The organism is Siminovitchia jepli, assembly GCF_047228825.1.
Lineage (GTDB): Bacteria > Bacillota > Bacilli > Bacillales > Bacillaceae_C > Siminovitchia.
The window spans coordinates 15,278-27,465 of sequence record NZ_JBFEGN010000012.1; the positions used below are offsets into that span (position 1 = coordinate 15,278).

12 protein-coding genes are annotated in these 12,188 nt (G+C 46.0%); 8 read left to right on the plus strand and 4 right to left on the minus strand.

Features of this window, described 5'->3' with window-relative positions; all coding sequences use genetic code 11:
- Window positions 1–2 precede the first annotated feature (2 nt).
- Complete coding sequence (locus AB1L08_RS07180) at window positions 3–980, minus strand: NAD(P)H-quinone oxidoreductase (protein ID WP_413063985.1); 978 nt, start codon at window positions 978–980, stop codon at window positions 3–5.
- Between the two features lie 122 nt (window positions 981–1,102).
- Between AB1L08_RS07180 and AB1L08_RS07185 the strand changes: the two genes are divergently transcribed.
- From AB1L08_RS07185 to AB1L08_RS07215, 7 genes are all read left to right on the plus strand, one after another.
- Entirely contained in the window at window positions 1,103–2,302 is a 1,200-nt protein-coding gene (locus tag AB1L08_RS07185) for a CynX/NimT family MFS transporter (RefSeq protein ID WP_413063986.1), read from the plus strand.
- 50 nt (window positions 2,303–2,352) lie between these two features.
- Window positions 2,353–2,541 carry an SE1832 family protein gene (locus tag AB1L08_RS07190; protein WP_413063987.1) on the plus strand — a complete coding sequence of 63 codons (189 nt, stop codon included), beginning with the start codon at window positions 2,353–2,355 and terminating at the stop codon, window positions 2,539–2,541.
- A gap of 79 nt (window positions 2,542–2,620) precedes the next feature.
- Window positions 2,621–3,718: a hypothetical protein gene (locus AB1L08_RS07195; protein WP_413063988.1), complete on the plus strand. Its 1,098-nt coding sequence runs from the start codon at window positions 2,621–2,623 to the stop codon at window positions 3,716–3,718.
- A gap of 183 nt (window positions 3,719–3,901) precedes the next feature.
- The gene (locus tag AB1L08_RS07200; protein ID WP_413063989.1) at window positions 3,902–5,089 is read left to right on the plus strand and encodes a glycine C-acetyltransferase; all 1,188 of its coding nucleotides are present in this window, start codon (window positions 3,902–3,904) and stop codon (window positions 5,087–5,089) included.
- 36 nt (window positions 5,090–5,125) lie between these two features.
- Window positions 5,126–6,085, plus strand: a complete 960-nt coding sequence (locus AB1L08_RS07205) for an L-threonine 3-dehydrogenase (RefSeq protein ID WP_413063990.1) — start codon at window positions 5,126–5,128, stop codon at window positions 6,083–6,085.
- Between the two features lie 58 nt (window positions 6,086–6,143).
- Window positions 6,144–8,279: a DNA helicase RecQ gene (recQ, locus tag AB1L08_RS07210; RefSeq protein WP_413063991.1), complete on the plus strand. Its 2,136-nt coding sequence runs from the start codon at window positions 6,144–6,146 to the stop codon at window positions 8,277–8,279.
- Window positions 8,280–8,798: 519 nt separating this feature from the next.
- Window positions 8,799–9,671 (plus strand): Cof-type HAD-IIB family hydrolase, encoded by an 873-nt coding sequence (locus AB1L08_RS07215; protein WP_413063992.1) that lies wholly within the window; start codon window positions 8,799–8,801, stop codon window positions 9,669–9,671.
- 39 nt (window positions 9,672–9,710) lie between these two features.
- Here the strand turns inward: AB1L08_RS07215 and bshB2 are convergent, their stop codons facing one another.
- Both bshB2 and AB1L08_RS07225 read right to left on the minus strand, forming a co-directional pair.
- Window positions 9,711–10,394 carry a bacillithiol biosynthesis deacetylase BshB2 gene (gene bshB2 / locus AB1L08_RS07220; protein ID WP_413063993.1) on the minus strand — a complete coding sequence of 228 codons (684 nt, stop codon included), beginning with the start codon at window positions 10,392–10,394 and terminating at the stop codon, window positions 9,711–9,713.
- A gap of 22 nt (window positions 10,395–10,416) precedes the next feature.
- Entirely contained in the window at window positions 10,417–10,764 is a 348-nt protein-coding gene (locus tag AB1L08_RS07225) for a YojF family protein (protein WP_413063994.1), read from the minus strand.
- 156 nt (window positions 10,765–10,920) lie between these two features.
- On the opposite strand from AB1L08_RS07225, the gene AB1L08_RS07230 reads away from it, so the two are divergent.
- The gene (locus AB1L08_RS07230) at window positions 10,921–11,100 is read left to right on the plus strand and encodes a hypothetical protein (protein WP_413063995.1); all 180 of its coding nucleotides are present in this window, start codon (window positions 10,921–10,923) and stop codon (window positions 11,098–11,100) included.
- Window positions 11,101–11,385: 285 nt separating this feature from the next.
- Here AB1L08_RS07230 and pdxK read toward each other — a convergent pair whose 3' ends face one another.
- Window positions 11,386–12,180 (minus strand): pyridoxine/pyridoxal/pyridoxamine kinase, encoded by a 795-nt coding sequence (gene pdxK / locus AB1L08_RS07235; protein WP_413063996.1) that lies wholly within the window; start codon window positions 12,178–12,180, stop codon window positions 11,386–11,388.
- Between the last annotated feature and the right edge of the window lie 8 nt (window positions 12,181–12,188).

Genomic DNA, 12,188 nt, shown 5'->3' on the forward strand with positions numbered 1-12,188 from the left:
TATTATTCCCCCACTTTCAATACAATTTTCCCGGCATTTTTGTTTTTTTCCATTCGTTCATGCGCTTTATTGACATCTTCCCAATTCCAAACCGAATCAATGACCGGTTTTAGGCGGCCTTCGGCAAACTTCTTTAGTGCAAAAGAAGCAAAGGACCGGGTAAGGGCCACTTTTTTCTCAACGGGCTGGGACCTGAGTGTTGTTCCAATTACATGAATCCGTTTAAACAAAATCTTTAACAAGTTCACCTCTTTTACCTTTGAACCACCCATCGTTCCGATTAGCACCAGCCGGCCGTCGACGGATAAAGCGTCCATATTCTGCTCCCAATAAGGGGCTCCGACAAAGTCCAGGATGAGGTTCACCCCGTCAGGCGCCGCTTTTTTCACCTCCGGAAGAAAGGGTCCCGACTTATAATCAATCACTGTACCGGCTCCCAAAGAACGGCAGATCTCAAGTTTTTTCTTCGATCCTGCTGTGGCAATGATCTGAGCGCCGGCCTCTCTTGCAAGCTGAATGGCGGCAGTGCCGACACCGCTTGCTCCCGCGTGAATCAATACGGTTTGTCCGCTCTCCAGCTTTCCTGCTTCAAACAAATTCAAATAAGCCGTTAAAAAGACCTCTGGAATGGCAGCTCCTTCTTCAAATGACAAGTTATCCGGCAACGGCATGGCCATTCCTGCCGGGATCGCTGTGTATTGGGCATAGCCTCCTCCCGGAAGAAGGGCACACACACGGTCTCCCTTTTTCCAGCCCGTTGCTTTTGGGCCGATCTCTTCGACGGTTCCGCACATTTCAAGGCCAAGAATGGAAGATGCACCGGAAGGAGGAGGATAATGCCCGCGTTTTTGTAATAAGTCTGCCCTGTTTAAGGCCGTCGCCTTCACCCTAACCAGAAGTTCATCGGGGGCAATAATGGGCTTTTCGGCGGTTCCGATCGTTAATTTTCCGGTCTTTTCATCTGCAAGGATTGCTTTCATCATGACCCTCCGTTCATACTTAAAAAGTCAAAACTCATGTAAATATGAGCCATCTCTGTTATCGTATAAAAATAAACACGTTTTATCCAGAATATCGGTTTTATAGAAAGAGGTAGAGAAAAATGAACGATCTTTCCGCAAAAGCGAAACAAACTGCAAATCAAAGGCTGTTTCTTGTGTTTGCCATCATATTCATTGCTTTTAACCTGCGGCCGGCCATCACTTCCGTCGGTCCGCTTGTCAGTTCGATTCGTACTGATCTCGGGATGTCCAACGGGATGGCCGGAATGCTTACAACCTTGCCTCTGCTGGCATTTGCTGCACTTTCTCCTTTTGCCCCTGTCATCGGACAGAAGCTGGGGAATGAGCTCGCCATATTACTGGGAATAGGGTTATTGGCCTCCGGCATCATCATCCGTTCATCCGGAGGTGTCGGTCTGCTTTTTGCCGGAACAGCCTTGATCGGCATCGGAATTGCGATTGCCAATGTATTGCTGCCGGGTATCGTTAAGTTGAAATTTCCGGATAAGGCGAGCTTTATGACGGGAGTATATACGACGTCGCTCGGCATTTTTGCAGCCCTCGCTTCCGGGATGAGTGTTCCCTTATCGGAAAATCTCGGATGGGGATGGAAAAAAGCTTTATTGGCCTGGGCTTTGTTGGCAGGAATTGCGTTTTTTGTTTGGCTCCCACAAATCCGCAAGCAAAATGAAGACAAGGGAAAAATCCGCATCATTCAGTCAAATGGGAATATTTTTCGATCCAAGCTTGCCTGGCAAGTTACTTTGTTTATGGGGTTGCAGTCCTTTTTGTTTTATAGCTTGATTACGTGGATTCCTGAAATTTCTTATAGCAATGGATTGGACCGTACAATGTCGGGCTTCATGTTATCAATCCTTCAGTTTGCAGGTTTACCGGCCTCTTTTATCGCCCCGGTGATTGCCGGGAAGCTAAAAAACCAAAAAAGTATTGTACTTGTGATCGGTATCATTTATTTGATCGCTTTTTCCGGTCTTTTGGCGGGGGGCGGCCACGCGATTATGACCGTTTGGATTATATTCTTGGGGATTGCCCAGGGAGCCGGCTTCAGCCTGGCATTAACTTTCTTCGTTTTACGTGCGAAAGATGTGATGGATGCAGCCCGTTTGTCTGGAATGGCGCAATCTTTAGGCTATCTTATGTCCGCTTTTGGCCCCATTTTGGTAGGTTATGAATATGACCATACACAAGCCTGGACATGGCCGATCATCACTTTGATGGCAGTGGCTTGCGTATTGATTTTAGCCGGAATTGGCGCGGGAAAAAATAGGTTTGTACTTTGAGTGTTTTTTGATGTTGTCGTGCTTTTTTCTAAGTATGGGAGGGGTAAGAAATGAAAAAGTCTGAAATTGAATATAAAATTGCCGATATTAAAGCGGATTATGTCAGGCTGCAGCATGACTTGGAAAAGCTGGAGTATGTAAAAGGGAATCTTCACCCGCTGGAAAGGCAGCTCGAAGATTTGGAAAAAGAATTAAAAAAATATTACAAGATGCTTGATGAGTTGGATCTGGCCGAATAAAAGATGCGACGTACACATTGGCGATTCCGTGCATAGGCTGAAGCAAGGATACAAAAGCTATTGTTTAAGGAGTGAAAAAGTGGGCGCAAACATATTACGGTACTTTACCGGCGGAAATACCGCGAAGGGTTTTTACAGTTTGTACGACAACAATTTGCGGGGGCTGGATCGCGTATTTATTTTATCCGGGAAATCGAGTGTTGAAAAATCCCGATTAATCGGTCAGCTATTGAATGAATGGGCCGGGAGGGGATTTGCCTTGGAGGCGATCCACCGGGCAAATGATCCAAAGGCCGTAGAAGGTTTTATCATCCGTGAGCTTGGGTTCGGTATCGTGGATGGAGACCCGCCGCGTAACGTTGGAAAAGATTATATTGGAGACGGTTGGGAAACAATTGATCTGGATGTGATGGATAAGGCAAATGTCCGCCGGGGTGAAATGGAAAAAATGATTGAAGACAGGAATCATGCCCTGGCCAAAGCGTATGAAAGCTACGCTGCAGCATTGCGAGTCCATGATGATTGGGAAAAGTTGTATATTGACAGAATGGATTTTGAAAAAGCGGATCAAGTGGCACAATCCTTGATCATGAGATTATTCGGAAATAATTCAAAAGGGTGCACAGGAACAACGAGAAGGCGGTTTTTGGGAACAGCAACGCCTCTAGGCCCGTTTGATTTTGTTGAAAATATTACGGAGGGCCTGTCTGAAAGGTACTTTTTAAAAGGCCGGGCAGGAACGGGGAAGTCCACACTGCTGAAAAAGATTGCTGCGCAAGCGGAGAAGCGGGGTTATGACATGGAAATATACCATTGCAGCTTTGATCCCGAAAGCCTGGATATGGTGCTTGTAAGGGAACTTGGCTGGGCTGTTTTTGACAGCACGGCACCGCACGAATATTTCCCATCAAAAGCCGGGGACGAGGTAATCGATATGTATGAATTGACTGTTGCCCCGGGAACAGATGAATTAATGAAGGAAGAGATCGCCAAAGTGGAAAGCAAATACCGGGAGCAAATGAACAAGGGGAAGAAATTTTTAGCCGAGGCCAAACATTTTGAGGATCAATTGGACGCGATGTACCAACAACAATCTGATGAATCCCGCCTATCTGAAGTTTATACGGATATTTTACATGAAATAACACACGTCGCCAATAATTTGGAAGAACATTAGAAGCCTCTTTTGAGTCAAAAGGGGCTTCTGGTTTTTGGGAACGGTTTCAACTGTTTGTCCTTTTAAGAAAAACAATATATAATAACTTTACTTGTTAATTACAGGGAATTGCAAAAGGGTAATCTACTTTGTCTTTTTGGAGAGTACAATTGTGCATTGCCCTGAAATTCAGGAGGGAGAACGATGTCGGAGACACTCAAACAATTTTTGGAAACTAATTTAACAGGGTTGCGGCACCAAGGCCTCTACAACGAAATTGACACGGTGGAAACCCCCAATGGGCCGGTCATCAAAATTGCCGGAAAAGAGCAAATCAATCTCTCTTCCAATAACTATCTCGGCTTGGCGACGGACAAACGTTTAAAGGAAGCAGCCATTTCAGCCGTTAAGGAGTGGGGAGTTGGCTCAGGGGCTGTCCGGACGATAAACGGGACGCTTACACTCCACGAAAAGCTTGAGGAAACGATTGCTGATTTTAAAGGAACAGAGGCTGCCATCTCTTTTCAGTCTGGATTTAATTGTAATATGGCAGCGATTTCGGCCGTCATGGATAAACATGATGCGATCTTGTCGGATGAGCTAAACCACGCTTCCATCATTGACGGATGCAGGCTTTCCCGGGCAAACATCATCCGCTACAATCATTCGGATATGGATGATTTGCGAAATAAGGCGAAGGAGGCAAAGGAATCAGGCGATTATGAAAAAGTGATGGTCATAACGGACGGTGTTTTTTCCATGGATGGCGACATCGCCAAACTTTCGGAAATTGTGGAAATCGCCAAGGAGTTTGACTTGATTACGTATGTGGATGATGCACACGGTTCAGGTGTGCTTGGAAAGGGAGCCGGAACGGTTAAGCACTTCGGCCTGCAAAATGACATTGATTTCCAAATTGGCACGCTATCAAAAGCGATCGGTGTTGTGGGCGGTTATGTTGCCGGAAAAAGACAATTGATTGATTGGTTAAAAGTCAGGTCCAGGCCGTTTTTGTTTTCAACAGCCGTTACGCCCGCGGATGCTGCGGCGGCAACGAAAGCCATTGAGATATTAAAGGAAAGTACAGACCTGTGCGAGCGTCTTTGGGAAAATGCCCGCTATTTGAAAAAAGGACTACGGGCATCGGGATTTGACGTAGGCAAAAGTGAAACGCCCATCACTCCGTGTATCATCGGGGAGGAAAAAACAACACAACAATTTAGCCGGCGCTTATTTGAAGAAGGCGTATATGCCAAGTCCATTGTTTTTCCAACGGTACCGAAAGGTACCGGCCGCGTGCGCAACATGCCAACAGCGGCACACACGAAAGAAATGCTGGATCGGGCCATTGTGGTATATGAAAAAGTGGGCAAGGAGCTTGGCGTTATTTAAGCCGGTGTTATCCATGAACCAAGGGGGAATTTTTAAATGAAAAGAATCTTGGTGACTGGCGCATTCGGCCAAATCGGTTCGGAACTTGTTATAAAGCTGCGGGAAGAGTATGGCAAAGATCATGTTCTTGCCACGGATATCCGCACATCCAATGGGGAGGCCGTTGATTCGGGCCCATTTGAAATACTGGATGTGACCAACGGCGAAAAAATGCTGGAAACAGCAAAAAATTTCAAAGCCGATACAATCATTCACTTGGCGGCCATGTTATCGGCGGTGGCGGAAACGAAGCCGCTATTGGCTTGGCATTTGAATATGGGCGGTTTGATCAATGCACTTGAAACTGCCAGGGAATTGAATTTAAAACTATTTGTTCCCAGTTCAATTGGCGCTTTCGGTCCTTCCACGCCAAAATCCAAAACTCCGCAAACAACGGTCCAGCGGCCGGAGACGATGTACGGCATCAACAAGGTGTCCGGTGAACTTTTATGTGATTATTATTTTAAAAAATACCAGGTAGATACGCGCGGGGTGAGGTTTCCGGGCCTCATCTCCTATGCGGCTCCCCCTGGCGGCGGAACGACGGACTATGCTGTCGAAATCTATTATGAAGCTGTACAAAAAGGTACGTATACATCGTTTATTAAGAAAGGCACATACCTGGATATGATGTATATGCCGGATGCACTCCAAGCCATCATACATCTGATGGAGGCGGATCCCGAACGGCTCAAACACCGCAATGCTTATAATATTACGGCCATGAGCATCGGTCCCGAGCACATTGCGGAGGAAATCAAAAAGCATATTCCCGATTTTTCCATTCAATATAAACCGGACCCGATCAGGCAAAAAATTGCCGAAAGCTGGCCGAATTCGCTTGATGATGCGTGCGCCCGCGCTGAATGGGGGTTTAAAACAGAATACGATTTGCCGAAAATGACAGCGGATATGCTTGATAAAATTAAGGCGCAACTCGGAAGAAGTCCTTCGTGATCATGGCTGGAGGCCTTCTTTTTTTGTATAATGGATGTATTGGCAATGGGAGGTTTTTATGTTGCTGAAAAAAGCAAATGACCTGCTGCGGTCGTATTTTGGTTATGAACAATTCCGCCAGGGTCAAGACGTCATCATTCAAAATGTATTGGGAGGAAATGATACACTCGGCATCATGCCGACAGGCGGCGGAAAGTCCGTTTGCTACCAAATCCCTTCCCTTATGATGCGCGGGGTTACATTGGTCATTTCCCCGCTTATTTCCTTAATGAAAGACCAGGTCGATGCGTTGGATAAACTGGGGATTCCCTCAACCTATATTAACAGCAGTGTATCCGATAAGGATTTGAGGGAACGGCTTTCGGGTGTATACCATGGGAAGTTTAAGTTGATTTACATTGCGCCGGAACGTTTGGAAGCCCCGAGTTTTTTGCGGCTGTTACAGCAAATCCATATATCCCTGATTGCAATCGATGAAGCCCATTGCATCTCTCAGTGGGGCCATGATTTTCGGCCAAGCTATTTAAAAATCCAAAAACTGATTGCCAACATCCATCCCAAACCCGTCATCCTTGCCTTAACGGCTACGGCTACTCCCCAGGTGAGAGAGGACATTCGCCAACTGCTCCATATAAAAGATAACCATGTCGTTGTGACCGGTTTTGCACGAGAAAATCTTCATTTCCATGTCGTAAAGGGCCAGGACAGGGATCTGTTTTTGCTGGATTACTTAAAGAAAAACAGCGGCCAGGCCGGCATTATTTATGCTGCAACGAGAAAAGAAGTGGAGCGATTGCACCGCCAATTGGTTTTAAAGGGCATAAAGGCAGGAAAATACCATGCGGGCATGCCTGAAAATACCCGGAGCCAATATCAGGAACAGTTTTTATTCGATGATATCCAGGTCATCGTTGCTACAAATGCATTTGGCATGGGAATTAATAAATCAAATGTTCGTTTTGTCATCCACTATAACATTCCAAGCAATCTTGAAGCGTATTACCAGGAAGCCGGGAGGGCAGGCCGCGACGGGGAAGACAGTGACTGCATTTTGCTTTTTGCCCCGCAGGACAGCCATATCCAGTCATTCCTGATTGAACAATCGGACATGGACGAGCAGCGGAAAGAAAATGAATATGGCAAGCTGCGAAAAATGATGGCTTATGGCCATACTGAATCTTGTCTGCAGCAATATATACTGCATTACTTTGGCGAGGAGTCGCCTCCCGAGTGCGGAAGATGCGGGAATTGTACGGATGACAGGGAGCAAATGGACGTCACGGTGGAAGCACAGAAAGTGCTGTCATGCATTCGGAGGATGAATGAAAAATTTGGAAAAACCATGATTGCAAAGGTTCTCACCGGCTCTTCAGACCAAAAGATCAGGAATTTTGGTTTTGACAAGCTGTCCACCTATGGAATCATGAGTGAAAAAACCCAAAAGGAAACGGTTGAACTGATCGATTTTTTAACAGCAGAAGGATATTTGCGGCCAACAGATGGGACTTATCCCGTGTTGATGCTGACGGAAAAAGCCGCCGCTGTATTGCGGGGGCTGCAGCAAGTGAAGCGGAAAGAAAAAGTGAGCGTTTCCCAGGTTGTGGAAGATGATCAGTTATTTGAAGTACTTAGAAAGCTTCGCAGGGAAATTGCCGCTGCGGAACGGGTGCCTCCTTATATTATTTTTTCAGATACAACGTTAAAAGAAATGAGCGCCCGCCTGCCCATGACTGGAGAGGAAATGCGCCAAATGAAAGGGGTAGGGGAGAAGAAGCTGGAAGCATACGGCTCGGCTTTCCTTACAGAAATTGTCCGTTATTGTAAAGAGAATGGCATTGAAAGAGACGGCCGGTTTGACTTGAAAAACGTTCAGGCAGCAAAGCCTGTAAAACAAGGGCAAACGCCAAGCCACCATATTACGTATGAGATGTGGAAAAAAGGAATGGAGATTGCGGAAATTGCCAAAGAGAGGGGACTTTCCGCGCGGACAATTGAAACCCACCTGTTAAAATGCCCCGCGGACGGCCTGCCGGTTGACTGGGAAGCGTTCATCCCGGAAAATTATGAAGAAATCATTGACGAAGCGGTAAAGGAAGCAGGTACTGAAAGGCTTACGCCCATTAAGGAGCTACTGCCTGAGGAAATCAGTTATTTTATGATCAGGGCGTTTTTGGAGAAACAAAAAACAGTTTAATCAATCGTTTGATTAAAAGGTTATTAAACAAACGTTTGATTGGAAAATGAAGTCCAAACAAACGTTTGATTTCATTACAAGAGCGGCATTCCGAGGCTGATGATCACGCTTCAGACATTACGGATTCCGGCCCGGAGACAGTCACCATGCCCAATCATGCCTGCATAAACGGAAAGTGGCCAAAAAATTCCGCCAGCGCCTTATACAGCCTCAGCCACCGTTTTTAAAAAAATTTTCCGGAGCACCTTCAAACAGCGGCGGAGCGATCGTTACCGTCTGGCTTTTATTATCCGGCATCTCCATTCGGCTCAATAGGGGCAGGGCAATTAACAGTCCAAGAAGAATAATATATTAAATGAAACAAACATCGTAATCGCATGTCGCCAAACGAATGGTTCGGCGTGGCGATCCACAAAGGAACTGAATCCTTGCGGGTTTGTTGCGTTTTTAATTTTTTTCCCATAGAATACTAGCCAATATAAAAGGGCGGGAAAGCCCTTAACAGAAGGAGACATGTCATTGATTAAATGTATTGCTACCGACATGGATGGAACGTTGCTCAATGCCAATCAGGAAGTGAGTAAGACCAACCAGGAAGCGGTTAAGCTGGCGCAAGCAAAAGGAATTGATTTTCTTGTGGCCACCGGAAGGTCATATCATGATATGCGCTACGTATTGGATAAAACAAATATTGTCTGCCCGGCGATTTGCCTGAACGGGGCGGAAATCCGCGATGAAAACGGGAAGATTGAACATGGGGTCGGACTCGGTGAACAAACGGCAAAGACTGTTGCTTCCGTACTCCACAGGGCGGACGTGTATTTTGAACTGTATACGAGCGAGGGAACGTATGCGACAAGTTTTGAAAAAGGAATCCAGGCCATCATGGATATTTACCGTACGGCAAATCCGTCCATTGAAGTATCTGCTTTAAGGGAAAGGGTGGAAAAGCGGTTTGAAAAAAGAGCCATTCGCATCGTGGACAGTTATAACGGCATTTTTGCAGCGGAAGACACTGTGACATACAAGTTTTTCGGTTTTTCAAAAGATGAATCACTCCTTGCCGATTTGAGCAAGCGGCTGGAACGGATAAAGGGAATAACCGTTACTGCATCAGGACGCCATAATATCGAAATTACGCACAGGGATGCCCAAAAAGGGGCGGCTCTCAAAAGATATGCGGAAAAGAGGGGAATTTCCCTGGAAGAAACGATGGCGCTGGGGGACAACTACAACGACTTATCAATGCTTCGGATGGTGGGGCATTCAGTGGCCATGGGGAATGCCGAGCAGGAAGTAAAAGCAGCCTGCCGCTATGTGACAGGGTTAAATACGGCGGACGGTGTGGCCGAAGCGATTTATAAAGTCATTAAAGAAATGCCGATCTCTTAAACGAAAAGCCTGCGGGAAATGTACTTTTCCCGAAGACTTTTATAATACCCGGTCATTTTCCCAGTCGTACGTCCAAAAACGTTCGTTCAGCATTCTTTTTACCCAGGCCGGATTTTTTGCAGCAACCTCCTGGAGCATTTCATCCATCATCCAGGCAGTCTGTGAGATATGGGCCTTCAAGACAGCGACTTTCTGATCCCAAACATCGCTCACATCATGAATGATATTGGCTTTTCCGAGTTCCTCTTCATGATTGTTTGAGAAGGCGACGCAGTGCAGCTTCGGCCTTTTTTCTTTCGGCAGCCGTCGAACGGCCCGGACAACAGCCCGTGCGGTTGCTTCATGATCCGGGTGTACGGAATAGCCGGGGTAAAACGAAATAATCAAGGATGGGTTTAATTCTTCAATCATCTTAAATACCATATTTGCCAGTTCTTCATCATTTTCAAATTCGAGCGTTTTATCCCGGTAGCCCATGAGCCTGAGATCTTTAATACCCATGATTTCGGCAGCCTTTTTAAGCTCCGCTTTTCTGATTTCAGGCAGCGACTCCCTCGTGGCAAAAGGCGGATTTCCCAGGTTTCGCGCCATCTCTCCAAGTGTCAGGCATGCATAAGTAACCGGCGTGCCGTTTTGAATATGCTTAATAATCGTTCCCGATACGCCGAAGGCTTCATCATCGGGATGCGGGAACACAACGAGGACGTGCCGTTCTTTTTCCATTGGCGTCAGCTCCTTTTTGTATCTATTTAAAAGGTGTTTTGCTTATTTGCAGGGCAACGGCCAATTTACCGGAATAATCATGGCCGGCAAGAAGCAGTCTTCCGGGACCATCTACTTCAAAATGCGTCAAGCCTTCCGCATAAATCCACCCGATCGGAAGCTTTAAGCCCACCCTAAAGGGACCGTCGCCTGTGATTTTTCCATGTTCGTAACATACTTCGGCATTGCGGATATATGCGCCGGATGAAAAAAAAGATTCATCTTTATGGGAAGCGTATGCACCGTTTGTCGTTTCCAAGTGGATGAATACAGCTTCTCTTGCAAATTGATTAATCATATGCTGTACCTGTTGCACATTGATCTCTTCCAAGTCGTTGACCTCCTTCACCCTCGGACTAAGCCCATTTTACTAAAAAACGGGCGGAATTACGAAAGATAGGATTTGGGCAATATACTCAGAACAGATAGAACGTTCATATAATGATGATAAAATAAAAGCAATGATTGGGAAATGAGGGAAATGAACATGAGCAAGAAAAAATTCCGTTTCGGTATTATCAAAGGTAAGGATGTACCGAAAGAGGTCAAAGAGGTAGGGGAAGAGTTGGAAAATTTGCCCGAGACGATCTCCGAAACGGTGCTTGAAGGAATACGCGATGCTTTGACCGACGAAGAAGACAACAAAGATAAAAATAAACGCGATTAGTTTCACTTCCCCCCTTCTCTGGCGCACGAAGTTGCCAGCTTTTGTCGAGATGCATCTATCGGGTTGGCCGGTCGGGGCAGCAAAATGAACGAGCCTTTTCATGAAAATATGGAGCAGGCGATCAGATCTGGAAGCTGCCCTGCCTCGTGCCTTCATGGAAGAGCCTTTTGTATTTTTCGGTTATAGTATGGGCGGCATCATCGCTTCTAAAGTCCCTCACTTTAAGCGGCGATAGCCGGTAAGTGGGGGACTGGACAAGCAAAAAAGCTTTTTAATCGGGGGGCATTATTTATAAAAAGCACCGTGCATGACCGGACCGACATATTCGTTTAATTTCCATCCATGTTTGATGGCAGCTGTCACAAATTCTTTTGCTCTTTTGACAGCGTCTTCCACAGACTTTCCTTTTGCCAAGTTTGCTGTAATGGCAGCGGCAAATGTACACCCGGCACCATGGTTGTATGTTGTATGCAGCTTGTCTTTTTCCAATAAGATAAATTGTTGGCCATTATAGAACAGGTCTACCGCTTTATTCGTATTTAATCCTGTTCCCCCTTTAATGATGACATTCTGGGCACCAAGTTCATATATCTTGGCGGCGGCTTCCTTCATGTCATCGATTGTTTTGATCGGACCGGTTTGGGCAAGCTGCCATGCTTCAAACAAGTTTGGCGTAACGATGGCGGCGCGGGGAACGAGCAATTCGCGCATCGCATCTGTATTTTCCGGCTGAAGGACTTCGTCTTCGCCTTTACAGACCATAACCGGATCAATGACGACATTTTTTAATCCATGTTCATCAATTTTCTTGGCGCCAAGCTCGATAATATCCACTGAACCAAGCATGCCTGTTTTCATTGCATCGATTCCAACAGAAAGGATGGTGTTCAATTGCTTTTCAACGATTTTGGCATCAATGGGGAAAACTTCATGATTCCAATTGTTGTCGGGATCCATTGCAACAATGGAAGCAAGTGCGGTCATGCCATACACATCATTTTCTTGGAACGTTTTTAAATCCGCCTGTATGCCGGCTCCTCCGCTGGAATCGGACCCTGCGAGTGTCAAAGCTTTTTTCATTATCTCGT